18 protein-coding genes and 3 pseudogenes are annotated in these 22557 nt (G+C 72.5%); 8 read left to right on the top strand and 13 right to left on the bottom strand.

What is annotated here, in order from left to right:
- The first annotated feature begins 39 nt into the window (after positions 1–39).
- Complete coding sequence (locus HW837_RS07745; protein WP_045556613.1) at positions 40–654, top strand: DedA family protein; 615 nt, start codon at positions 40–42, stop codon at positions 652–654.
- Here the strand turns inward: HW837_RS07745 and HW837_RS07750 are convergent.
- The 4 genes from HW837_RS07750 to HW837_RS07765 all read right to left on the bottom strand — a co-directional run bounded on the left by HW837_RS07750 (position 614) and on the right by HW837_RS07765 (position 4941).
- On the bottom strand, positions 614–1714 hold the full coding sequence (locus HW837_RS07750) for an MBL fold metallo-hydrolase (protein WP_045556612.1): 1101 nt from the start codon (positions 1712–1714) through the stop codon (positions 614–616). The two genes, HW837_RS07745 and HW837_RS07750, sit on opposite strands and share 41 nt — an antisense overlap.
- Positions 1715–1826: 112 nt before the next feature.
- Positions 1827–3044: an aminotransferase class I/II-fold pyridoxal phosphate-dependent enzyme gene (locus HW837_RS07755; protein ID WP_093790091.1), complete on the bottom strand. Its 1218-nt coding sequence runs from the start codon at positions 3042–3044 to the stop codon at positions 1827–1829.
- Between the two features lie 241 nt (positions 3045–3285).
- On the bottom strand, positions 3286–3969 hold the full coding sequence (locus HW837_RS07760) for a hypothetical protein (protein ID WP_107073693.1): 684 nt from the start codon (positions 3967–3969) through the stop codon (positions 3286–3288).
- Between the two features lie 255 nt (positions 3970–4224).
- Positions 4225–4941, bottom strand: coding sequence for an ANTAR domain-containing response regulator (locus tag HW837_RS07765; protein ID WP_052682842.1), 717 nt, complete (start codon positions 4939–4941; stop codon positions 4225–4227).
- Between the two features lie 109 nt (positions 4942–5050).
- Between HW837_RS07765 and HW837_RS07770 the strand changes: the two genes are divergently transcribed.
- Complete coding sequence (locus tag HW837_RS07770; RefSeq protein ID WP_193379871.1) at positions 5051–6163, top strand: PAS domain-containing protein; 1113 nt, start codon at positions 5051–5053, stop codon at positions 6161–6163.
- Positions 6164–6283: 120 nt separating this feature from the next.
- Here the strand turns inward: HW837_RS07770 and HW837_RS07775 are convergent, their stop codons facing one another.
- Positions 6284–7072 carry an RNA polymerase sigma factor SigF gene (locus HW837_RS07775; RefSeq protein ID WP_045556609.1) on the bottom strand — a complete coding sequence of 263 codons (789 nt, stop codon included), beginning with the start codon at positions 7070–7072 and terminating at the stop codon, positions 6284–6286.
- A gap of 236 nt (positions 7073–7308) precedes the next feature.
- Here HW837_RS07775 and HW837_RS07780 point away from each other — a divergent pair, with 236 nt between their 5' ends.
- The 6 genes and pseudogenes from HW837_RS07780 to HW837_RS07805 all read left to right on the top strand — a co-directional run bounded on the left by HW837_RS07780 (position 7309) and on the right by HW837_RS07805 (position 13883).
- Positions 7309–9117, top strand: coding sequence for a thiamine pyrophosphate-requiring protein (locus tag HW837_RS07780; protein ID WP_193379870.1), 1809 nt, complete (start codon positions 7309–7311; stop codon positions 9115–9117).
- A gap of 159 nt (positions 9118–9276) precedes the next feature.
- Positions 9277–9759, top strand: coding sequence for a DUF2795 domain-containing protein (locus tag HW837_RS07785; protein WP_193379869.1), 483 nt, complete (start codon positions 9277–9279; stop codon positions 9757–9759).
- Between the two features lie 86 nt (positions 9760–9845).
- Positions 9846–10268, top strand: a pseudogene (locus tag HW837_RS07790) (CBS domain-containing protein); the annotation flags it as partial.
- A 655-nt stretch (positions 10269–10923) separates the two neighbouring features.
- Positions 10924–11067, top strand: a pseudogene (locus tag HW837_RS07795) (hypothetical protein); the annotation flags it as partial.
- Between the two features lie 136 nt (positions 11068–11203).
- Positions 11204–11746: a type 1 glutamine amidotransferase domain-containing protein gene (locus tag HW837_RS07800; protein WP_045556606.1), complete on the top strand. Its 543-nt coding sequence runs from the start codon at positions 11204–11206 to the stop codon at positions 11744–11746.
- Positions 11746–13883, top strand: a pseudogene (locus HW837_RS07805) (catalase). The gene HW837_RS07800 and the pseudogene HW837_RS07805 overlap by 1 nt, the downstream one beginning before the upstream one ends.
- A gap of 142 nt (positions 13884–14025) precedes the next feature.
- Here the strand turns inward: HW837_RS07805 and HW837_RS07810 are convergent.
- The 8 genes from HW837_RS07810 to HW837_RS07845 all read right to left on the bottom strand — a co-directional run bounded on the left by HW837_RS07810 (position 14026) and on the right by HW837_RS07845 (position 22412).
- Positions 14026–14619: a TIGR03086 family metal-binding protein gene (locus HW837_RS07810; protein WP_193379868.1), complete on the bottom strand. Its 594-nt coding sequence runs from the start codon at positions 14617–14619 to the stop codon at positions 14026–14028.
- The gene (locus tag HW837_RS07815) at positions 14616–14849 is read right to left on the bottom strand and encodes a DUF6158 family protein (protein WP_045556604.1); all 234 of its coding nucleotides are present in this window, start codon (positions 14847–14849) and stop codon (positions 14616–14618) included. Before HW837_RS07815 ends, HW837_RS07810 begins: the two co-directional genes overlap by 4 nt.
- A 71-nt stretch (positions 14850–14920) precedes the next feature.
- The gene (locus tag HW837_RS07820) at positions 14921–16540 is read right to left on the bottom strand and encodes an ABC-F family ATP-binding cassette domain-containing protein (protein ID WP_045556901.1); all 1620 of its coding nucleotides are present in this window, start codon (positions 16538–16540) and stop codon (positions 14921–14923) included.
- Positions 16541–16723: 183 nt separating this feature from the next.
- Positions 16724–17854 (bottom strand): ABC transporter ATP-binding protein, encoded by a 1131-nt coding sequence (locus HW837_RS07825; protein ID WP_045556603.1) that lies wholly within the window; start codon positions 17852–17854, stop codon positions 16724–16726.
- Positions 17851–19602, bottom strand: coding sequence for an ABC transporter permease (locus HW837_RS07830; protein WP_060886349.1), 1752 nt, complete (start codon positions 19600–19602; stop codon positions 17851–17853). Before HW837_RS07830 ends, HW837_RS07825 begins: the two co-directional genes overlap by 4 nt.
- On the bottom strand, positions 19599–20669 hold the full coding sequence (locus HW837_RS07835) for an ABC transporter substrate-binding protein (RefSeq protein WP_052682846.1): 1071 nt from the start codon (positions 20667–20669) through the stop codon (positions 19599–19601). Before HW837_RS07835 ends, HW837_RS07830 begins: the two co-directional genes overlap by 4 nt.
- Before the next feature lie 172 nt (positions 20670–20841).
- Complete coding sequence (locus HW837_RS07840; RefSeq protein WP_193379867.1) at positions 20842–21609, bottom strand: response regulator transcription factor; 768 nt, start codon at positions 21607–21609, stop codon at positions 20842–20844.
- Entirely contained in the window at positions 21606–22412 is an 807-nt protein-coding gene (locus HW837_RS07845) for a sensor histidine kinase (protein ID WP_052682841.1), read from the bottom strand. The genes HW837_RS07840 and HW837_RS07845 overlap by 4 nt, the downstream gene beginning before the upstream one ends.
- Positions 22413–22557: the final 145 nt, after the last annotated feature.

The following is a 22557-nucleotide window of genomic DNA, read 5'->3' on the forward strand; positions in this document are numbered from 1 at the left end:
CGCCCCGGTGCGGGTCCCCGAGGGCGCGGGGGAGGCCCGGTGATCGTCCTGGCCGCCGTGAGCACTCCGGTGCCGTACGCGTCCACCCAGCAGGCGATCGGCTATCCCACGCTGTTCCTGCTGGTGCTGGCCGGAGCGCTGGTGCCGGTGGTGCCGACCGGGGCGCTGGTCAGTTCGGCGGCGGTGGTGGCGTTCCATCAGACGGCGCCGCTCTCCCTGCTGATGGTGTTCGTGGTGGCGTCGGTCGCCGCGTTCCTCGGGGACATCGCGCTGTACTGGCTGGGGCGGCGCGGAATGGGCTCCAAGAACGGTTCGCGCTGGCTGGAGGCGATCCGCCGCCGGGCGCCGGAGGACCGGCTGGCGCAGGCGCAGGCGAAGCTCGACGACCACGGGGTGGCCGTCCTGGTGCTGTCGCGGCTGATGCCGGCCGGGCGCCTCCCGGTGATGCTGGCCTGTCTGCTGGCGAAGATGCCGTTGCGGCGGTTCGCCCGGGGGAACCTGCCGGCGTGCCTCGCGTGGGCCGTGACGTACCAGCTGATCGGCATCCTGGGCGGGTCCTTGTTCAAGGAGCCGTGGGAAGGGGTGCTGGCGGCGGTCGTGTTGACGGTGCTGATCAGTGTGGTGCCGAGCGTGTGGCGCCGCGTCGTCCGCTGAGGGGCGTTGCTCGGTCCAGCACGCGGGAGCCGCCGATCGGCAGGTCCCACAGGTCCTCGCGCGGCAGTCCGGCCGCCCGCCATGCCGCCCGCACCCGCCTCAGGGGTTCCAGGACCGGCTCGGTCGACAGGACGAAGGTGGACCAGTGCATGGGGGCCATGTGGCGGGCGCCGAGGTCGAGGAAGGCGCGGACCGCCTCCTCCGGGTCGCAGTGCACGTCCCTGAGCCACCAGCGCGGGTCGTAGGCGCCGATGGGCAGGAGGGCGACGTCGATGCCGGGGTGGCGGCGGCCGATGAGGGAGAACCAGTGGCCGTAGCCGGTGTCGCCGGCGAAGTAGACACGTCTGCCGTCGGGGGCCGTGAGGACCCAGCCGCCCCACAGTGAGCGGCAGGTGTCGGTGAGGGTGCGCTTGGACCAGTGGTGGGCCGGTACGAAGTCGAAGCGGACACCGTCGAGTCGGGCCGCCTCCCACCAGTCCAGCTCGGTGACCCGCTCGAACCGGCGCCGCCGGAACCAGCGGCCGAGGCCGGCGGGCACGAACACCGGGGTGTCGCGCGGGAGTCGGGCGAGGGTGGGGGCGTCGAGGTGGTCGTAGTGGTTGTGGCTGATGACGACCGCGTCCACGCGGGGCAGCGCGTCCCAGTCGATGCCCACGGGGGTGATCCGGGCCGGGGTGCCCAGGATGCGGCGGGACCAGACGGGGTCGGTGAGCACGGTCAGCCCGCCGATCCGCACCACCCAACTCGCGTGCCCCGCCCAGGAGACGGCGACGGTACCGGCGTCCACCCTCGGCAACGGACCGGGCTCGTACGGCAGGAGCGGGATGTCGGCGAGCCCGTCGGCCCCGGGCCGTACCGACCCTTCGCGGGCGAACCGGGCGAAGGCCTTCAGCCCCGGGAGGGGGGTGGTGAGCCGGTCGGCGAAGGACCGCGGCCAGCGACGCCGCTCACCGAGCGGACGGGGCGGAGCGAGCGGCGGGAGGAGGGGGGTCCTGGACGCCGGGTCGCCGGCGCCCCGGGTGGTCGCCGCGGAGGTGATCGACTCGGACTGCTGCGTCATCGAGGAAGCTCCCGTCACTGAGCGTCGTCGTCACGAAGGATCGCCATCGTCGAGGTCCGCCGAAGGCCGGGGTCACCGAGGCCGCCGGTCCCGCCGGTCCCGCCGAAGAGCTTCACCGCAGGTCCTCGAACGCCGCTCCAAGGTGGGTCAACGCCCGCTCCACCTGGGGGAGTTCAAGGGGATCCGGTGCGGTGAGGGCGCGGGCTCGGTCCTCCTCGGTGGTGCCGAGGAACGCGTCGGTGGACAGCCGGACCCGCAGCTCCCCGAGGTCGTCCCCGAACCGGTGGCCGCCGGGGGCGGGCATCCCCAGCCGGTCGGTGAGGAAGTCCTCGGCCTCCTGGGCGTCACCGACGCCGTACCCGGCGAGGGCCGAGCGCAGCGGGGCGAGGTCGGCGTACAGATGCCGTCCGGCGCGCGGCGGCAGGGCGAGCGCCCCGGCGTCCACCACGGCCCGGTGCGCGGCACCGGCGAGCCGCGCGTGCAGGCGTACGGCGGTGGCGAGCCGTTCGGTGACGGGGGCGGGCTCGTCGAGGGCGTGGGCGGCGGCCGCGGCGACCGGGGTGGCGATCCGGGCGCCCAGCGCGGTGAGCACGTCCAGGACCCGGTCGCGCAGCCCCGCCCCCTCCCCGTTCGCCGGGAAGCGTGCGACGGCGGCGGGCCACCCGGCCGGCAGGAAGGCGCCGGCCAGGTCGCTGACGACGGTGACCCGGTCGGGCAGCATCTCGGCGGGGCTGAACAGCACGGTGTCGTGCGGGTCGTGCACGGTGTCGCGCCAGGTCTCGTCGCTGACCAGGTGCAGCCCCTCCCCCAGCGCCGCCTCCATGGTCTCGTGCACCAGTTCGGGCGGGGCCACGGTCGCGGTCGGGTCGTCGGCGACGCACAGCACGAGCAGCCGGGGATCGCCTCCCTCGGCCCGGATCCTGCGGACGGTCTCCAGGAGCGCGTACGGGTCCGGCACTCCCCCGCACTCGGCGGGGGTGGCCACGTGGAAGACGGATCTCCCGAGCGCCCGTGCCTGCGGCTCCCACCAGGCGGCACACGGCCGCGGCAGCAGTACGTCGCCGCCGATCGCGGCGGTCAGGGCGAGCAGCAGGGCAGGGGCGCCCGGGGCGGCGAGGGCCCGGTCCCGGGTGGTGGCCAGTCCGCGCCGGTCCCAGTAGCCGCACGCGGCGTCCAGGAGGGCGGGATCACCGCCGAGCGGGACGGGGTGGGGGCGGCCCGCCGCGGCGGAGAGCACGGCGGCCAGTTCGGGCAGGACGGGCAGTCCCTGGCCGGGGAGAGGCGGGCCGTAGCGGACCGGACCGTGCCCTTCCGGATCCGTCCGCCGCATGTGTGCCTCCGCCCGCCGCTGGTGCGTTGCCCGGTGGCGACCCCCGCGGGATCGCTCCGGGATGTCGATGGTGCCCCGGGTCGCGTCGGGGTGCGTCAGCGTGTGCCGTGTCGTGCGTGACCGGCCTCGCGCGCACCCTCGGCCTGTCAGTACCCAGGCCCACGCGCCCCATGGGCCCCGGTACGGGTTGCGCCGGTCACATCCGCCGAGGGGGCGGACGGGCCGTGGCCGCCCCCTGCCCTCATGGCGTCCATCGGTCCCGGCGACGCAGCCGGTGCACGGCCGCGCCGAGCGCTCCCGCGACCAGGAGACCACCGGCCACCATGGCCGGGACGGAGTCGGTGAAGGCACCGCCGTCGCCCGCGTGGACGCCGCGCTGGACCGGGGCCGGCTGGTGGGTGGAGTGGTGGGAGGGCTGGTGCGTGGGCTGGTGAGTCGGTGGGTGGGTCGGCTGATGGGTCGGTTGGTACGGATCGGCGCCGACGGAGACGTCGAAGGCGGCGCTCCACTGCTTGCCCTCACCGCCGGGGGCCGCCGGGCACATGCCGTCGATGCCCCACTCGGTGGCCTCGGTCGCCGCGTCGACGCCGGTCTCGAAGTCCGCGGCGGGCGCGATCTTCGCCGTGCCCTGGTAGGAGGGGCCCGCGGCGGAGTCGCCGTCGCCGGGGAGGCGTTGCAGCGTGACGGTGCCCTGTTCGAACGCCTGTGAGCTGGCGTCGATGGTCTCGGGGGCGGTGGTGCCGGTCGGGTCGCAGGCGACGGAGAAGGTGAGTGTGCCGCCCGGTTCGACGGACTGCGGGTTCACCTCGGCCGCGGGATCCGCGTACGCGGTCGGGGCGGCGGCGCCCAGAGCGACGCCGATCAGGGCGGCGGCGGACAGGACGCGGGCTCTGCGGCGCAGTGGTGGGCGCGTGGGCGGGGGCATCGGTGGGGCTCCTTCGGCCGGGTCCGGTGGGGTGGGGGCACGACCGCCGTGCCCCGCGTCCATCAGAGCGCCGCGCCGGACGGGGCGCGCGTCGCCGGGCACCATTCGCGGGACACGGAGGGCCGACCGGGTGACGGTGCGCTCCGCTGGGTTCAGCCGGAGAGCGCCGTTGTGGAACTGTGCGTCGCGGGGTGCGGGTTCGTCGTGGCTGGTCGCGCAGTTCCCCGCGCCCCTTCGGGCGCGCTGCAGCTCGGCTCAATCAGAAAGGGAGACGAGTTCCCTTTCCAGGCCCCTGCCCCGCTTCTCCACCACGGCCGACGCGACGTCCGACAGTTTGCGGTTGGTGCCCTGGGAGATGCGGCGCAGCACGGTGAACGCGGCCTCCGCGTCGCAGCCGAGGACGTGCATCACCATGCCGCAGGCCTGGTCGACGACGGGCCGGGAGCGCAGGGCGGCGGCGAGCTGGTCGCGTTCGGTGAGGGCGGCCCGGTAGGAGCGGTCGCGGACGATACAGGTCGCGGCGAGGTCACCGAGGGCGCCGGCGGGGCCGTGCGGGGCGTCCTCCAGGGTGTGGGGGCGGAAGCTGTAGAGGCTGAGGGTCACGGTGAGCCCGGAACGCCTGAACGGGAGCGTGATGCTGGACCGCACACCCGCGTCCAGCGCCACCGCCCGGTACTCCGGCCAGCGTTCCTCGCGCAGCAGATCGGCGGAGTCGACGGGCTCCCCGCTCTCCAGCGCGGCCGGGAGCGGTCCGTCGCCCGAGCGCAGTTGGACGGCGACGAGTCCGGCGAGGTCGGGGTGGGTGACGGCAGCGGGCCGCTCGGTGCCGCTGTCGGAGACCATGCCGCTGGCACCGCAGCAGTCGCTGGTGCAGCGGGCGGCCTGTTCGACGAGTTCGGAGAGCCTTCTGCCCGGATGTGCGGACTCCGCCGACTCCCGTCCCACGCGGCCGAGTTGTTCGCTTTCCGGCATGATGCACGCCTCCTCCCCGAATCGCCTTCCCGCGCGCCCGCGCGGAAAACGAATCTTCGGCTTTCGGTGCGGCTGTGCCTCGGCGCCTGTCAGGCGCTACGTTCGTCGCATGGCCCAGACGGACGAATTCGGTGAAGAAATCGCGGATTTCGTGCGCCGTGTCGCGGAGCTCAAGGCGGCCCGCTCGGTACCGGCTGAAGATCTCCCCACGGTCCTGGACGCGGCCTTCTTCGAACTCGACCATGTGGCCGCCCAGTTGTGGCCCTGGTACGAGCGGCTGACCGCCTCGGGCCCGGTCGGTGGCGCCGTGTCGGCGGCGCAGGAACACCAGTTGCTGAGGAACGTCTTCCAGAGTCTGCCGCTGCCGGTGGTGTTGGTGGACCGCGAGACGGTGGTGCGGCGCCTGAACCGGGCCGCGACCGCCTTCACCGGCGTACGGTCGGGTTATGCGACGGGCCGTCCGCTCAGCGGATTCCTCGCGCATTCCGACCGGGGCGCGTTCCGTTCCCAGGCGGCCGCCGTGGCCCGCGGCGAGGGCGACCGCAGCCTCGACGTCCATCTGCAGCAGCGCCCGTCGCTGCCGGTCCGTGCCACGCTCACCCAGTTGCCCCCGGGCAGCGGCGAGCCGCGCCACACCGTGCTGGTCGTCCTCCAGCCGGCCGGGCACCGGATGCCGCCCGTCGAGCCGTCGCGTCCGCTGCCCGACCTCACCGAGACCACCCGTCACGCGGCCCTGATGGACCTCCTGGACGCGATGACCACGGCCCTGCTCACGGCGCCCCCCGAGGCGGCCCTCGACCGCGCCGCCCGGGTCCTGCACGGCCGCTTCGCCGACTGGGTGGTCGCCGACACGACGACCCCCGCCCTCGCCCGCTCGACGGTCCTCGCTCCTTCGGAGGAGGAGGCGAAGCTCCTGATGTCCCAGGACCCCGCCACCTGCCCCCTCGTCGTCACGGCCGCCCGGGGCGGCTCCCCCGCCCTCCAGATCCGCCCCGCCGACCCGGCCGCCTTCGGCCACGACGGCTCCGGTGCCCCGGTCCTGGTGAAGGCCGACGTGACCTCCCTTCTGGCGGTGCCCCTGGCGCCCCCGGACGGCCCGGTCAGGGGCGTCCTGACCCTCTTCCGCTCAGGCGCCCGCCTGGCCTTCTCGATGGCCGAGGCCCGAGCGATGGACACGATGTCCCGCCACATGGCCCTGGCGATGGAAACCCGTACCGCGTAGGGGCGCGGCCCGGCGGGGCCCGCCCCGCAAGGGGCGCGGGGAACTGCGCGACCAGCCCCGACGAACCCGCGGCCGACAACGAAGCCCACCCCCACGGCGCCCCCGGTCCACCCCGCGGAGCTACACCGCGTCCTTCATCACCTGGTCCCGCAGCCGGTCACAGCACCGGCTGATCAACCGCGACACATGCATCTGCGAGATCCCCAGTTGCTCGGCGATCCGGCTCTGCGTCATGTCGCCGAAGAACCGCATGTACAGGATCGCCCGCTCCCGCTCCGGCAGCGCGGCCAGCCGGGGCTTCACGGCCTCCCGGTCCACCACCGTGTCGAGCGCGGGATCCGGGGACCCCAGCGCGTCGCTCAGCGAGTAGCCGTCCTCGCTCCCCGGCAGCTCCGCGTCCAGCGACAGCGCCGTGAAGCTCTCCAGGGCCTCCAGTCCGACCTGGACGTCCTCCTCGCTCATGTTCGCGTGTGCCGCGATCTCCGCGACGGTGGGGCGGCGCCCGGAGATCGTCTGGGACAGGTCCTGGCTGGCGAACCGCACCCGGTTGCGCAGGTCCTGGACCCGGCGCGGCACGTGCAGGGTCCACATGTGGTCCCTGAAGTGCCGCTTGATCTCCCCGGTGACGGTGGGTACCGCATAACTCTCGAAGGCGTTGCCCAACTCGGGGTCGTAGCGGTCGACCGCCTTGACCAGGCCGAGCGAGGCGACCTGGCGCAGGTCGTCGTAGCTCTCGCCGCGGTTGCGGAACCGGCCCGCGAGCCGTTCGGCCATGGGGAGCCACGCCTCGATGATCTGCTCACGCAGGGTGTCCCGCTGCTGACCGGGCGGCAGCGCGGCCAGTCGGCGGAAGGCCTCCGCGGTGTCGGGGGCGTCGTCGTGCGGATGATGCTTCGCATGGGTACGCATGGTGCGTCGCAACTCCCTGGAATGGTGCCTCTGGGATCGACCGTCACCGTGGGGGCGCGGGTGTGCGCAGGAGACAGCACACCCGTGAGGGAGAAATCGCCACTTCCACGGACGTGCCTCCTGTCCGAAGCACTGTTATGCGCCTGCCCCGGATCATGCACGGCAAACACATTCGGGGTTTTCCATTCCGCCCGGGGGTGACTCGCTCGGGAGATTCAGACCCCGGGAGGTCCAGTATGAGCACCACCGTCGCCGATCACATCTTGCGGAGGCTCCGTGACTGGGAAGTCGAACAGGTGTTCGGCTATCCGGGGGACGGCATCAACGGGCTGCTCGCGGCCTGGGGCCGGGCCGAGGACCGACCGCGGTTCATCCAGTCCCGGCACGAGGAGATGTCCGCCTTCCAGGCGGTCGGGTACGCCAAGTTCTCCGGTCGTCTCGGAGTGTGCGCGGCGACCTCGGGGCCGGGGGCGATCCATCTGCTCAACGGTTTGTACGACGCCAAGCTGGACCATGTGCCGGTGCTGGCGATCGTCGGCCAGACGCACCGCAGCGCGATGGGCGGCTCCTACCAGCAGGAGGTCGACCTGCACACCCTGTTCAAGGACGTGGCCTCGGACTTCGTCGAGACGGTGACCGTGCCCGAGCAGCTGCCGAACGTCCTCGACCGGGCGATCCGCACCGCGTACGCCCGCCGCGCGCCGACGGCCGTCATCGTCCCCGGTGACGTACAGGAGTTGGAGTACTCTGCGCCGACCCACGAGTTCAAGATGGTCCCCTCCAGCCTCGGCGGCGAGGCCTGGACGGCGGTCCCGTCGGCCGAGTCGGTGGAGCGGGCCGCCGAGATCCTGAACGCCGGAGACAAGGTCGCGATCCTCATCGGACAGGGCGCCGCCGGGGCCCGCGCCGAGGTGGCCCGGATCGCCGAACTGCTCGGCGCGGGCGTCGCCAAGGCGCTCCTCGGCAAGGACGCGCTGAGCGACGAGCTGCCCTACGTCACCGGCTCGATCGGACTGCTGGGCACGCGTCCCTCGTACGAGCTGATGCGGGACTGCGACACGTTGCTGACGATCGGCTCGTCGTTCCCGTACTCGCAGTTCCTGCCGGACTTCGGCAAGGCGCGGGCCGTGCAGATCGACATCGACCCGCACATGGTCGGGATGCGCTACCCGTACGAGGTGAACCTCGTCGGGGACGCGAAGGCGACGCTGGAGCGGCTGATCCCGCTGATCGACCCGGAGCGGGGCCGCGAGTGGTACGACGAGGTGTGCGCGGGGGTGGCGCGCTGGCGCGAGGTGACGGCGCGCCGAGCGGAGCTGTCGGCCGATCCGATCAACCCGGAGCTGGTGGCCCACGCCCTCGATCCGCTGCTGCCGGACGACGCGATCATCTCCTCGGACTCCGGCTCGGCGGCGAACTGGTACGCCCGGCACATCACCATGCGCGGACGCATGCGCGGTTCGCTGTCGGGCACGCTGGCGACGATGGGCTGCGGGGTGCCGTACGCGATCGGCGCGAAGTTCGCGCACCCGGACCGGCCGGCGATCGCCCTGGTCGGGGACGGGGCGATGCAGATGAACGGCATGGCGGAGCTGATCACGGCGGCCAAGTACCAGGACCGCTGGGAGGATCCGCGGCTGGTGGTGGCCGTCTGGAACAACCACGACCTCAACCAGGTGACGTGGGAGCTGCGGGCGATGGGCGGCGAGCCGTCCTTCCTGCCCTCGCAGGAGCTGCCGGACGTGCAGTACGCCGCCTTCGCGCGCTCGCTCGGGCTGACCGGGATCCGGGTGGAGAAGCCCGAGGACGTCGAGGCGGGCTGGCGCGCGGCGCTCGCGGCGGACGGGCCGGCGGTGGTGGAGTTCCTCACCGACCCGGCCGTGCCGCCGATCCCGCCGCACGCGACCTGGGAGCAGATGGAGTCCACGGCCGCCTCGATCCTCAAGGGTGACGCCGACCGGGGGTCCATGGTGAAGCAGGGCTTCAAGGCGAAGTTGCAGGAGTTCCTGCCGGGCGCCGGTTCGAAACGCGACGACGCGCCCTGAGCCGCCGCGGACGACTCGGGCGACTCTCCGACTGGCGACTCAGGTGACTCAGGTGACTCAGGCGACTCGGGCGGACGACCCTGGATCCCCGGCCGGGCCTCCGTGTCGGTGCCGGGTGTTCGGGTACGCGGGGGCCACCAACCCATCTGGAGGGGAGTCATGCAGCGAGGCAGCGACCGGCTGAGCGCCCACCGAGACGACGAGATGAAGCACGAACTGCAGGGACTCCTCCGTTCGGGGCATCCCACCCGGACGGAGGAGTGGAACGATCCGGAGCCCTACGCCGAGGACGACCCGGAGGTGGCGTACGGGCCGGTGACGCCGAGCCGGGATCCCGCCCGGGTGGAGGCCCTGCGGCTGGAACTGGCCCGGGTCCTCAGCCGTACGTCGTTCCCGGCGGGCCCCGCCGAGCTGATCCGGGTCCTGCGGGACCGGCACGCTCCGGACGGACTCGTGGCGCCCCTGGAGCGGCTGCCGCGGAAGGCGCGCTACGAGTCCGTCCACCTGCTCGCGGAGGCCGTGGACCGGCTCCCGGACGACAGCGGTGCGGACGGGGAGAGCGGGGAGACCGGACAGAGCGGAGGCGGGGCCTCGCGGCCCCCGGCGGACGCCACGGAATCCCCACACGACGGGGACACATAGGCCCCCTGCGCGCGGGTACTGCGGGCAGGGTCACGCCGAAGCGGGCGTGCCCCCGGTCGGGGCGGAGCGACGAAAGGCCGGAGATCATGGCCGAGTTCGTGTGGGAAGTCATGACCCGAGGTGTGGTGACGGTCCGCCCGGACGCCTCGCTCGTGGAGGCCGCGCAGCTGATGCGCGCCCAGGACATCGGGGATGTGCTCGTGACGGCCGACGGGCACATGATCGGGGTGCTGACCGACCGCGACATCACCCTGCGTGCCGTCGCGGCCGGCGCCGACCCGCTGACGGTGAGCGCCCAGGCCGTCTGCACCCCGAACCCGGTCGTGGTCGGCGTGGACGAGGCGGTGTCCGCGGCGGTCGAGCTGATGCGCGACCACGCGATACGCCGACTGCCCGTCGTGCAGGACGGCCACCCGGTGGGCATGGTCAGCCTCGGCGACCTGGCCGTCTCCCAGTCCCCGACCTCGGCCCTGGCCCACATCAGCAGAGCCCGACCGGGCCCGTGGCCGGAGTCGGAGACGATCTCCGGGGGCCATCTCGGGGTGGACACGATCTCCGCGAGCGGCCCGGGACCGGGCCTGACGCCCTGGGCGGCCCCGGGGCCGACTCCGGCCGCCGGAATCGGCCCGGGAACAGCCGCGTTGCCCGCGACCGGCCCGAGGACGGCCCCGACTTCGAGGGGCGGCACCGGGGGGAACCCGACCCGCGGGACCGGCCCGGAGGGGGCCCCGGCCTCGGGAATCGGCGTCTCGGCGAACCCGGACTCCGGGAGCGGCCCGAGGACTCCGATGCCCAGGACGGGGCCGGACTCCGACCCGGCCTCGGGGACCGGCCCGGGGCCGGTGTCGGTCTGACCGGGCGGCTTGCCGCCGGGCCGTCGCGGCGGGTCCGGGACCGCGTCCCACCCCGCCGGGCCGGCTCGCGGCGGCCCGTTCGCCGCACCCGGCACCTCACCACCGGACAGCAGCCACCCGCACCCCGAGCACCACCCGGCCCCGAACACCCACCCCCGGGAACCACCAAGCCCCCGATCACCCACCCCTCGGTCCCCCCAACCACCCCACCCCGGCCCCCCATCACCCATCCCCGACACCCCCAGCCCCACCCCCATCGGACGGCAACCGACGCGGAGATCATGGTCGACGAGAGCCCGCCAGCCCCTACCCGCCCGGAGTGCCGGTGATCTGTCCGGGCGAACGGATCGACCGGGCGGTCGTGGAGTACCTCGGATCGGGAGTGGAGCACAGCATGTACGTCCCCGATCCGTCGGACCCGGAGCTGCGCACCCTGCGCGTGGTGGCCCGGTGACCGGCGACGGGAACAACCGTGGGGCGAGACGCGGAACACGGCGCCGAGCACGGCGCGAAACACCGCACGCAACATCGCTAGGAACTCGTCAAGGAACTCGTCAAGGAACTCGTCAAGGAGAGGAGATCGAGCTGCCATGCGTATCGCATTCCTGACCGCACCCGAGGGTGTCGAGCAGATCGAGCTGACCGAGCCCTGGCAGGCGGCGGAGAACGCCGGTCACGAACCCGTGCTGGTGTCGACGGAGCCCGGCCGGATCCAGGCCTTCGACCATCTCGACAAGGCGGACACCTTCCCCGTGGACGCCGTGGTGGGCGAGGCTCCGGCCGAGTCGTTCGACGCGCTGGTCCTGCCCGGCGGGGTGGCCAACCCGGACTTCCTGCGCATGGACGACCGGGCCGTGTCGTTCGTCCGGTCGTTCTTCGAGCGGGGCCGTCCCGTCGCGGCGATCTGTCACGCGCCGTGGACGCTGGTGGAGGCGGACGTGGTGCGCGGCCGGGTCCTGACCTCGTGGCCGAGTCTGCGCACGGACATCGGCAACGCGGGCGGCACCTGGGTGGACGAGCAGGTGAAGATCTGCGACCACGGCTCCAACAAGCTGGTCACCAGCCGAAAGCCGGACGACCTCAAGGCGTTCTGTGAGGCGTTCCTCGACGTTTTCTCCCAGGAGGCCGCCTGATGAGCTCGCCCATAAACCGCAAGCAGGAGCAGCGCGAGGCGGCCCACCCGGTCGACCCGGCGTCGGGCCCCCTCACCACCGACCAGGGCGTGGCCGTCGACCACACCGACGACTCGCTGACCGCCGGTGAACGCGGGCCGACCCTGATGGAGGACTTCCACTTCCGGGAGAAGCTCACCCACTTCGACCACGAGCGGATCCCGGTGGGGGTCCCCCCACGCCTTTAGGGCAGTGGGGGAGGGTGGTGCACGCACGGGGCGCGGGCGCCTACGGGTACTTCGAACCGTACGAGTCCTGCGCGGAGTTCACCCGTGCCGCGTTCCTCCAGGACCCCGCCGTCCGCACCCCGGTCTTCGTGCGGTTCTCGACCGTGCAGGGGCCGCGCGGCTCGGCGGACACCGTGCGGGACGTACGTGGCTTCGCGACCAAGTTCTATACCTCGGAGGGCAACTACGACCTGGTCGGGAACAACTTCCCGGTCTTCTTCATCCAGGACGGCATCAAGTTCCCCGACTTCGTGCACGCGGTGAAGCCGGAGCCGCACAACGACATCCCGACGGGCGCGTCCGCGCACGACACGCTGTGGGACTTCGTCTCCCTCCAGCCGGAGACGCTGCACGCGATCATGTGGCTGATGTCGGACCGGGCGATCCCGCGCAGCTACCGCATGATGCAGGGCTTCGGCGTGCACACCTTCCGTTTCGTGACCGCCGACGGGCGGGGCACGTTCGTGAAGTTCCACTGGAAGCCGAAGCTGGGCACGCACTCGCTGGTGTGGGACGAGGCGCAGGAGTGCCAGGGTCGGGATCCGGACTTCAACCGCCGCGATCTATGGGACGCCATCGAGGCGGGTGAGTTCCCCGAGTGGGAGCTGGGCGTCCAACTGGTGCCGGAGGAAGACGAGTTCGCCTTCGATTTCGATCTGCTCGACGCGACGAAGCTCATCCCGGAGGAGCAGGTGCCGGTGCGGCCGATCGGCCGTATGGTGCTGGACCGCAACCCCGAGAACTTCTTCGCCGAGACGGAACAGGTCGCCTTCCACACCGCGAACGTCGTCCCGGGGATCGACTTCACCAACGACCCGCTGCTCCAGGCCCGCAACTTCTCCTACCTGGACACCCAGTTGATCCGCCTCGGCGGCCCCAACTTCAGCCAGCTGCCGGTGAACCGCCCCGTGGCCCCGGTGCGCACCAACCACCGCGACGGCTATCACCAGTCGGCGATCCACCGCGGCACGAACTACTTCCCGAACTCCCTCGGCGGGGGCTGTCCGGCCCACGCGGGCGTCGACCCGCACGCCTACACACACCTCGCCGAGCGCGTCGACGGCGCCAAGATCCGCCGCCGCAGCGAGAGTTTCAAGGACCATCACAGTCAGCCGGCCATGTTCTGGAACAGCATGGCCCCGTGGGAGAAGCAGCACATCGTGGCCGCCTTCCGCTTCGAGCTGGGCAAGGTCGGCGCGCTCTCCGTGCGGTCCCGCACGGTGGAGCAACTGACCAAGGTGGACCTGGAGTTGGCGGCCGAGGTGGCGAAGGGCATCGGGGTGCCGGTCCCCTCTGACGCCGAGCCGGTGGCGTACAAGCTCGCCTCTCCCGCCCTCAGCCTGGAGGCGCAGCGCGGCCCCGGTTCGATCCGCACCCGGCAGATCGCCGTGCTGGTCGCCGACGGTGTGGACGCCGAGCAGGTGACCGGTGTGCGGGAGGCGCTGGCGGCCGAGGGGGCGATCGTGGAGGCCCTGGCGGCCGACGACGGCACCGTGCGCGGCGCGGACGGCGCGGAGTACACCGTGGACCGGGCCCTGCCGACGGTGGCGTCCGTCCTGTACGACGCGGTGCTGCTCCCCGGCGGTCCCGTCGGTACCCCGCCCCAGTCGGCCGACCCCGACGTCGTGCGCTTCGTCCGCGACGCCTACCGGCACGGCAAGCCGATCGGCGCCCTGGGCTCCGGCGTCGGCGTCCTCGCCGCGCTCCGGCCCGAGGGGGTCCGCCTCTCCTCCGAGTTCCACCACGTGGTCGCCGACCGGGGCGTGGTCACGGACACGGCCCAGGGCACCGCGAGCGACGACTTCACCAGGGAGTTCATCACAGCGATAGCGGCCCACCGCCACTGGAACCGCCCACCGGCCCGGTCCTGAACACACGACGGGGGCGCCCCTTGCGACAAGGGGCGCCCCCGCTGCTCTTAGGGCGCGGGGAACTGCGCGAGCAACCACGACGCACCCGCACCCCGCGACGCACCACCACCCCCACCCCCGAACCGGCCCCACGCCTCCGGCGCTAAGGCCGACGCCCGAGCAGACACAACAACCTGGTCTGCGCGTCCGCCCCCACCGGCGGAGCCACCGGCGCCCCGAACAACCCGCTCTTCTCCAGATCACCGGCGTACGGAGCGATCTCGTCCACCGCGAACCGCACCAGCTCCCCCGGCAGCCGTTCGTCCGCCCCGATCGCCCGCGAAAGGTCCCACGCGTGCACGACGAGATCGGCGACCATCTGCGCGCAGTACGCGGTCGCCGGGGTGTCGCCGTGGGACAGGTGGACCGTGCGGTCCAGCGCGCCGGGCGCCGTGAACGCCTCGCGCGCGGAGTGGGCGGCGGTGTCCCAGGAGGCCGCGGGGTCGGGCCCCAGCAGATCCCCGCCGAACGTGTCGCCGACCTCCTCGATCATGCAGCCGTCCCGGACCAGCGAGGGCACCCACAGCTGCTCGGAGACGAGGTGGTTGACGAGGTCGCGGACCGACCACTCGGCGCAGGGCGTGTCCGCCCCCCACTGGTCGTCCCGGACGGCGTGGACCCGCGCGCCGAAGAGGTCCTGGGCCCCGGCGTGCCGGTCGAGCAGCGCACGCCTCCCCGCGGTCGCGCCGGGTCTCATGTCGTCGCCGGCCCTCGATCCCGCGCGCCGTCGCGCGTACGGCCCGAGACGACCGGCCGGCGCGGGTGGCGGCGCAGATACTCGCCCTCCAGCTGGGCCATCCGTTCGTTGTGCGTGCGCAGCGCCTCGGTCGACCCGTGCAGCAGCGTGTCGTGCCGTGTGCGGTGGATCGACTCCAGTTCCTTCATCAACTGCTGGTCGTCCAGTTGGTCCGGGTGCACTCCGGTCATGGTGGTACCCCGATCTCGGTGGGTCCTCCCTCCACTGTACGAAGATCCGGGCCCCCGCGCGGTGGGCCGCCTCAGCGGGCGCGCTCCACGCGTCGCTCGTCCCAGACGGGTTCCGGGGTCTCGCGGACCCGGCCGTCGGAGCCGAAGACCAGATAGCGGTCGAACGAACGAGCGAACCAGCGGTCGTGGGTGACGGCGAGGACAGTCCCGTCGAAGGCCTCCAGCCCCTCCTGGAGCGCCTCGGCCGACTCCAGGTCGAGGTTGTCCGTGGGCTCGTCGAGCAGCAGCGCGGTGACGCCCTGGAGTTCCAGCAGCAGGATCTGGAAGCGGGCCTGCTGGCCGCCGGAGAGCCGGTCGAAGGGCTGCTCGGCCTGCCGGGTCAGCTCGTAGCGGCGCAGCCGGGACATGGCGGCACCCCGGTCCTGCGCGTGCTCCTTCCAGAGGATGTCGAGCAGGGTCCGCCCCTCCAGCTCGGGATGGGCGTGCGTCTGCGCGAAGTGGCCGGGGACGACCCGGGCGCCGAGCTTCCACTGCCCCGTGTGGGTCACGTCGTCCCCGGCGAGCAGCCGCAGGAAGTGGGACTTGCCCGAGCCGTTGGAGCCGAGGACGGCGACCCGTTCGCCGTAGAAGACCTCCAGGTCGAAGGGTTTCATCAGGCCCGTCAGCTCCAGCCCCTCGCAGGTCACGGCCCGCACGCCGGTGCGGCCGCCCTTGAGCCGCATGGTGATGTCCTGCTCGCGTGGCGGCTCCGGGGGCGGCCCGGCCTCCTCGAACTTGCGCAGCCGGGTCTGTGCGGCGGCGTACCGGGAGGCCATCTCATGGCTGACGGCGGCCGCCTGACGGAGGGTCAGCACCAGCTTCTTCAGCTGGGCGTGCTTCTCGTCCCAACGTCGGCGCAGTTCCTCGAAGCGCTCGAAGCGCTGCCGCCGGGCCTCGTGGTAGGTGTCGAACCCGCCGCCGTGCACCCAGGCGTCGGCGCCCGCCGGTCCGGGCTCCACGCTGACGATCTTCTCGGCGGCGCGGGAGAGCAGTTCCCGGTCGTGGGAGACGAAGAGGACCGTCTTGCGGGTCTCCTTGAGCCGCTCCTCCAGCCAGCGCTTGCCGGGGACGTCGAGGTAGTTGTCGGGCTCGTCCAGGAGGAGCACCTGGTCGGTGCCACGCAGCAGCGCCTCCAGGACGAGCCGCTTCTGCTCACCGCCGGAGAGCGTGCGCACCTGCCGAAACTGTGCCTTCTCGTACGGCACGCCGAGCGCGGCCATGGTGCAGATGTCCCACAGGGTCTCGGCCTCGTAGCCGCGTACCTCGGCCCAGTCGGAGAGGGCCTGCGCGTACGCCAGCTGGGCGGCCTCGTCGTCCACGGTCATGATCCCGTGCTCGGCGGCGTCGACCGCCTTCGCGGCCTCCCTGATGCCGGGCTGGGCGACGGACACCAGCAGGTCCCGCACGGTCGTCTCGTCCCGCACGGAGCCGACGAACTGCCGCATCACCCCGAGGCCCCCGGTGACGGTGACCGATCCGCCGTGCGGCTTCAGCTCCCCGGAGATCAGCCGCAGCAGCGTCGTCTTGCCGGCCCCGTTGGGCCCGACGAGCGCGACGACCGACCCCTCCCCCACCCGGAAGGACACGTCCCCGAGCAGCGCCCTCCCGTCCGGCAGGTAGTACTCCAGGTGAGCGGCTTCGAGATGTCCCATGGGGCGCATTGTCGGAGGCGGACGAACGCCCGTGCAAATCCGTTTCCCCGCCCCACCGCCCGGCCGGGCCCGCCCGCCGTCGTGGCGGGTGGCCCTGCCGGGGGAAACGGCGAGGCGGGCTGCCCGGCCGGGAGAACGGCGGCTCAGGGGCTGTCCGCGTCGGTCGGCGGCAGCCCCTGGGCGCTAGTCCTGGGTGAGCAGGTACGAGCGGTCCGGGTCGAAGGTGACGTCGACGTTGGTGCCCTCGGTCAGGGCGTCGCGGGGGTCGACGCCCGCCTCGGTGACCGTGACGGTGCCGCCGGTCGTCTCCACCTCGTAGTCGATCGTCGCGCCGTGGAAGGTGGAGCGCAGGACCGCGCCGATGCCGGTGCCGCCGTCGGTGACGGCGGACAGCCGTGCCGTCTCCGGCCGCACCATCAGATAGGCGCCGGCGCCCTTGGCGGTCACCTTGGGATGGGCGGCGACGGTGAGCCGTCGGCCGAGGACGGTCACGGTGCCCCGTCCGTCCACGACCCGCTCGGGCATCGCCTCCAGGAAGTTCGCCCGGCCGATGAAGTCGGCGACGAACACACTGGCCGGCCGGGCGTAGATCTCGCCCGGGGTGGCGGCCTGCTCCACCCGGCCCTTGTTCATCACCACGATCCGGTCGGACATGCTCATCGCCTCGTCCTGGTCGTGGGTGACGTAGAGGCTGGTGATGCCGAACATCTTCTGGATGCGCCGGATCTCGGCCCGCATCGCGTCCCGCAGCTTGGCGTCCAGGTTGGACAGCGGTTCGTCGAAGAGCAGGACCTTCGGCTGGACGACGAGGGCGCGGGCGAGCGCGACCCGCTGCTGCTGGCCGCCGGACAGCTCGTGCGGGCTGCGGTCCTCAAGACCGACCAGGTTCATGCTGGTGAGGGCCATCCGCATGCTGGTGGCGATGTCGTCACGGGTACGCCGCTGAAGGCGCATCCCGTAGGCGATGTTCTCCGCGACCGTCATGTGGGGGAAGAGCGCGTAGCTCTGGAACACCATCGCCATGGGCCGGCGCTGCGGCGGCATGGCGTCGATGGCCCGGCCGTCGAGGAGGATGCCGCCGCTGGAGGAGTCCTCGAAGCCGGCGACCATGCGCAGGGTGGTGGTCTTGCCGCAGCCGGACGGGCCGAGCAGGGTGATGAACTCGCCAGGTTCGATGTCGAGCGAGACGCTGTCGACGGCCGTGACGGTGCCGGAGCGGCCGGTGAACCGTTTGGTCAGGGCGTCGAGCCGCAGATGTCCGCTGTCGGTCTCTCGCGTCGGCGCGAGGGTGCGTTCGGGCGCGGCGGCGGTCATGACTTCTGCCTTTCGGAGGTGGCGGTGCGGTGGAGGGCGGCGCCCGTGCCGACGAGGAGACGGATGAGGGCGAAGCCCGCCAGGACCAGCACGGTCAGCACGGTGCAGTAGGCGAAGGCGACGCCGTAGCGGCCGGTGCCCGCGGCGCTGAGGACCTGGGAGGTGATGATCTTCGTCTGGGGGGTGACCAGCAGGACGATCGTCGAGACGGACGTCATGCTGCGGGCGAAGCTGTAGCTCAGCCCGGTGAGCAGTGCCGGGCGGATGAGGGGGAGGGTCACCCGGCGGAACGTCTGGAGCGGGCTGGCGCCCAGGTCGGTGGAGGCCTGCTCGATGTACGGGTGCAGCTGGGTGAGCGAGCCGACGGCGGTGCGCTGGCCGGCGGGGATGCTGCGGACGACGTAGGCGAGGACGATGGCGACCGCGCCGCCGGCGATCGCGCTGCCGCCGACCAGGCTGGGCAGGGCGTGGACGGGGCCGATCCAGCGGTCGGGCCGGTAGGCGAGGACGAAGCCGATGCCGAGCACGGTCCCGGGGACGGCGACGCCCAGGGTGCCCCCGAGGTCGAGCAGCCAGGCCGTCCGGTCCAGATGCCGTACGACCAGCCAGGCGATGACCAGTCCGACGATGCCGGCGACGGGGGTGGCGATCGCGGCGAACCGGAGGGTGTCCAGGACGGCTTCCACGCCCACCCCGGCGACGACCTCCTTGAGGTAGTCGAGGGTGAGGGTGTTGTCGACGCCGAACACCCGGGTCACCGAGCCGACGAGGACGGTGCCGTAGAGGCTGAGGATCACCGCGGCGGCCAGCAGGGCCAGCGAGTAGAAGGGCCAGCGGGCCCAGCCGGTGATCAGGTGGACGCTGCCGGAGGGGCGGCCGGTGATGGTCGTGCGGACCTTGCGGCTCATCCAGTGCCGCTGCCCGAAGTACATCGCCAGCGACGGCACCAGCAGGATCACGCAGTAGACGGCGGCGCCGGTGATGTCGTACTCGCCGGTGACCGCGAGATAGGCGCGGCTGGCGAGGACCGTGTAGTCGCCGCCGAGCACCAGGGGGTTGGCGAGGTCGGCGATGGCCTCCACGAACAGCAGCAGGAACGGCGCGACCAGTCCGGGCGCCACCAGCGGCAGGATCAGCGTCCGCAGGATCCGCCACCGCGAGGCGCCCATGTTCATGGCGGCCTCCTCCAGGGCCGGATCCAGCCCGCGCAGCATGCCGAGCAGACCCAGGTACGCCACCGGGAAGAGGGACAGCGACAGGACGAACACCAGCCCGTCCAGGCCGTAGATGTCGTACTCCACCCCGAAGACGCCGTTGCTGACGACACCGCGCCTGCCGTACAGCACGACCGTGGCGGTGGCGATCGCGAAGGGCGGGCTGACGATCGGCATCAGGGCGATGACGTGCAGGATCTTCTTGCCGGGCACATCGAGCCGGGTCTGCACGAAGGCGAACAGGAAACCGAGTGCCGTCCCGCAGAGGCCGACGAGGGCGCCGAGGACGAGGGTGTTGCGCAGGACGACGAGGTCGACCCGGGAGGTGAAGAACTCGGCGTAGCGGGGCAGTGCGTCGGGGGCGAAGGCGGTGGCGAGCACCGCGACCAGCGGCACCACGGCGCCGACCACCACGAGCAGGGCGACGACGGCGATCAGGACCCTGACGCCCAGATCGGCCCGCCGGCGGCGTCGGCGCGGAGCCGCCACCCGCGCGGGGGTGGCGGGCTCACGGTCGGAGAGGATCGCGGTCATGACTTGGGCGCCTGCGCGACGTCTTCGTCGAACCACTTGGTCAGCGCCGTCTTCCGCGCCCCGGCCTCGGCGGCGTCGTAGTCCACGACCTTGATGCTCGCCAGGTCGACGACCTTGTCCGAGACCTTGGCGGCGGGGTTGGTCGGGAACTGGTAGGCCTTGACGGTCGGGCCGATCTCCTGGGCCTCGGGGGTCAGCGCCCAGTCGACGAACTTCTTCGCGCTCTCGTGGTTCTTCGCGCCCCTGACCAGCGCGACCCCGCCGGTCTCGTAGCCGGTGCCCTCGGACGGGAAGGTCACTTCGAGGTCGGGGAAGCCGGCCTCCTGGGTGGCTATGCAGTCGTGGGAGAAGATCACGCCGACGGCGACCTCGCCGCGGGCCGTCATCTGCGCGGGCGCCGCGCCGGACTTGGTGTACTGGAGCACGTTCGGGTGCAGGTCGCGCATGTAGCCGAGCGCCTTGGCCTCGTCGCCGCCGGCCAGTTGCACCTGCGTCCACAGGGCCGTGTACGCGGTGCCCGAGGTGGAGGGGTGCGCGATGCCGATGTCCTTCTTGAGCTTCGGGTCGAGGAGGTCTTTCCAGGACCGCGGGGCGTCGAGACCCTTCTCCTTCAGCAGTTCCTTGTTGCTGCAGAAACCGAGCGCGCCGACGTAGACGCCGGTCCACAGCCCGGAGACGTCCTTGTACTTCGCGGGGATGGCCGCGGCGTTCTCCGACACATAGGGCTCCAGCAGGCCCTGGTCGCCGGCGGCCGCGTATCCGTCGGCGGGGCCGCCGTACCAGACGTCGAACTCGGCGTTGCCCTTGCCGGCCTGGATGCGGGCGAGGGCCTCGCCGCTGGAGAGGCGGACGAAGTCGGCCTTCACGCCGGTGGTGTCGGCGAACCGCTCCGTGGTGGCGGCGCACCACTCCTCGGTCGCGCCACAGGCCACGTGCACGACGCCGCCGTCCGGTCCGGAGCCGGCCTGGACGGTGTCCCGGGCGCAGCCGCTCGCGGCGGCGACGGTCAGGGCCGCGAGGGCCGTCGTCCATACCGCGCCACGGCGCGCGCGTCTTCCACTGGTCACGACTGTCACGGCGTTGACCTCCGCATTCTCAGGCCTGGTACGGCTCGGCCGGTCGATGTTTCGGCCAGATTAGGAGCGGGTGAACAGGGCCGCGGTGACGGCGGAGTGAGCCCCGGTGACAGCGCCGTCACCGAGCACGTCACGTGCGCCGTCGGGGCCGGTCGCCCCGCGGTCAGCCCGTGGGCGGCCCGTCGGGCGCGGTGGTGGGGGTGCCCTCCGGGTCCGGGTCGTCCGGGGGCGGGTCCGGCATCAGATAGCCGACGCCGCGCAGGGTGCGGATGTACGCCGAGCCGCCCGGGACCCCGGCCAGCCGCGAGCGCAGCCGGTACACCGTGGACTTGACGACGTCCCGGCCGCCCAGCAGGTCCGAGGTGCCCCACACCTCCCGGAGCAGGTCCTGCCAGGACTGCGGCACGCCCCGCCGGGAGGCGAGATGGGTCAGCAGTTTGAACTCCGTGAACGGCAGGTCCAGCCGGTGGGGGCCGAGGCTCGCCGACTGCGCCACCGGGTCGATCACCAGCCGGCCCACGCGCAGCGCGGTGCCGCCGCCCCGGCGGTGCCGTCGCACCAGGGCCTCGGCGCGCAGGGCCACCTCACGCGGGTGGAACGGCTTGGTGACGTAGTCGTCCGCGCCGTGCTCCAGCCCGGCGATCACGTCGTCGTGCTGGGACAGCGCGGTGAGCAGCATGACCGGTACGTCCGAGCGGGCCCGGATCCGCCCGCAGAGGGTGAGCCCGTCCATCGCCGGCATCATCACGTCCAGGACGACCAGGTCGACGGCGCGGGTGCGCAGCAGGTGGAGGGCGGTCGCCCCGTCGTGCGCGGTGAGCACCGTGAAGCCCTGGGTCTCCAGGGCGAACTCGATGATGATCGTCATCTGCGGTTCGTCGTCGACCACCAGCGCGGTGGGTCCGGCCGCCGTCCTCGTCTCCACCGTCATGCCGCGTCCGGCAGGGTCAGCAGGAACGTCGTCCCCCGGGACGACGCGGTGTGCACCATGATCTCGCCTCCGTGCAGTTCCACCACCGTCTTCGTGATCACGAGACCGAGGCCGGTCCCGTCGGCGAGGGGACGCCCGGTCGCGAAGCGGTGGAACAGCCGGTGCCGTTCCTCCCTCGTCATCCCGGCGCCGTCGTCGGTGACGTACACGGCGACGCCGGTGTCGATCAGCGCGACCCGGACGTCGATGCTGCCGCCCGTGGTGGTGAAGCGGCTGGCGTTGGACAGCAGGTTCGTCAGCGCCTGGGTCAGCAGCATCGGGTCCGCCGGGATCCTCGGCATCACCTGCGGCACGTCCAGACCGACCCGCTGGCCGCGCTGGGCGCACAGCGGTCGCATCGCGGTGACGACGTCGCGCACCACCACCGACACGTCCACCTTCTCCATGCGCGGGGTGAAGAGACCGGCCTCGATCTTCGCCTGGATCAGCAGACTCTCGCACAGACCGATGACCTGCGTGGACTGGTGGTCGGCGACCTGCAGCAGCCGCTCCTGCGCCGCCGTCAGCGGGCCGGGCGTCCCCTCGCGCAGCAGGTCCACCGAGCCCTTGATCATGCTGAGCGGTGTGCGCAGCTCATGGCTGAGCGCGGTGACCTGTTCCGCCCGTCGCTCCACGAGCCGCTCCAGCTGTCGCAGTTCCGCGGTCCGGGCGGCGGCGGCCCCGCGCATCTTCAGGAACGTCGACAGGGCGGCCGCAGCCGCGCCACCTAGCGCCGCCACCGACAACCACATGACGGCGACCATGGCCCGTCCTCCTCGCACGCCGCCCTCGCGCGCGGGGCGAGGGCGGTCCCGTGCATTCTGCACGGCCACTCCCGGTACGACAATCAGTTCGCTACCCGACATATCAGGGACCGTTCCCACCCCGCCCGACACGCTTGTGGCGCGA

The sequence above is a fragment of the Streptomyces caniscabiei genome (assembly GCF_014930365.1).
GTDB classification, from domain to species: Bacteria; Actinomycetota; Actinomycetes; order Streptomycetales; family Streptomycetaceae; genus Streptomyces; species Streptomyces caniscabiei.

What these genes read in the sequence shown, in the direction of transcription:
- HW837_RS07750 (WP_045556612.1), bottom strand. Translation starts at nt 1,714, where the DNA reads ATGACGCAGCAGTCCGAGTCGATCACCTCCGCGGCGACCACCCGGGGC.
- HW837_RS07755 (WP_093790091.1), bottom strand. Translation starts at nt 3,044, where the DNA reads ATGCGGCGGACGGATCCGGAAGGGCACGGTCCGGTCCGCTACGGCCCG.
- HW837_RS07760 (WP_107073693.1), bottom strand. Translation starts at nt 3,969, where the DNA reads ATGCCCCCGCCCACGCGCCCACCACTGCGCCGCAGAGCCCGCGTCCTG.
- HW837_RS07765 (WP_052682842.1), bottom strand. Translation starts at nt 4,941, where the DNA reads ATGCCGGAAAGCGAACAACTCGGCCGCGTGGGACGGGAGTCGGCGGAG.
- HW837_RS07770 (WP_193379871.1), top strand. Translation starts at nt 5,051, where the DNA reads ATGGCCCAGACGGACGAATTCGGTGAAGAAATCGCGGATTTCGTGCGC.
- HW837_RS07775 (WP_045556609.1), bottom strand. Translation starts at nt 7,072, where the DNA reads ATGCGTACCCATGCGAAGCATCATCCGCACGACGACGCCCCCGACACC.
- HW837_RS07780 (WP_193379870.1), top strand. Translation starts at nt 7,309, where the DNA reads ATGAGCACCACCGTCGCCGATCACATCTTGCGGAGGCTCCGTGACTGG.
- HW837_RS07785 (WP_193379869.1), top strand. Translation starts at nt 9,277, where the DNA reads ATGCAGCGAGGCAGCGACCGGCTGAGCGCCCACCGAGACGACGAGATG.
- HW837_RS07800 (WP_045556606.1), top strand. Translation starts at nt 11,204, where the DNA reads ATGCGTATCGCATTCCTGACCGCACCCGAGGGTGTCGAGCAGATCGAG.
- HW837_RS07810 (WP_193379868.1), bottom strand. Translation starts at nt 14,619, where the DNA reads ATGAGACCCGGCGCGACCGCGGGGAGGCGTGCGCTGCTCGACCGGCAC.
- HW837_RS07815 (WP_045556604.1), bottom strand. Translation starts at nt 14,849, where the DNA reads ATGACCGGAGTGCACCCGGACCAACTGGACGACCAGCAGTTGATGAAG.
- HW837_RS07820 (WP_045556901.1), bottom strand. Translation starts at nt 16,540, where the DNA reads ATGGGACATCTCGAAGCCGCTCACCTGGAGTACTACCTGCCGGACGGG.
- HW837_RS07825 (WP_045556603.1), bottom strand. Translation starts at nt 17,854, where the DNA reads ATGACCGCCGCCGCGCCCGAACGCACCCTCGCGCCGACGCGAGAGACC.
- HW837_RS07830 (WP_060886349.1), bottom strand. Translation starts at nt 19,602, where the DNA reads ATGACCGCGATCCTCTCCGACCGTGAGCCCGCCACCCCCGCGCGGGTG.
- HW837_RS07840 (WP_193379867.1), bottom strand. Translation starts at nt 21,609, where the DNA reads ATGACGGTGGAGACGAGGACGGCGGCCGGACCCACCGCGCTGGTGGTC.
- HW837_RS07845 (WP_052682841.1), bottom strand. Translation starts at nt 22,412, where the DNA reads ATGGTCGCCGTCATGTGGTTGTCGGTGGCGGCGCTAGGTGGCGCGGCT.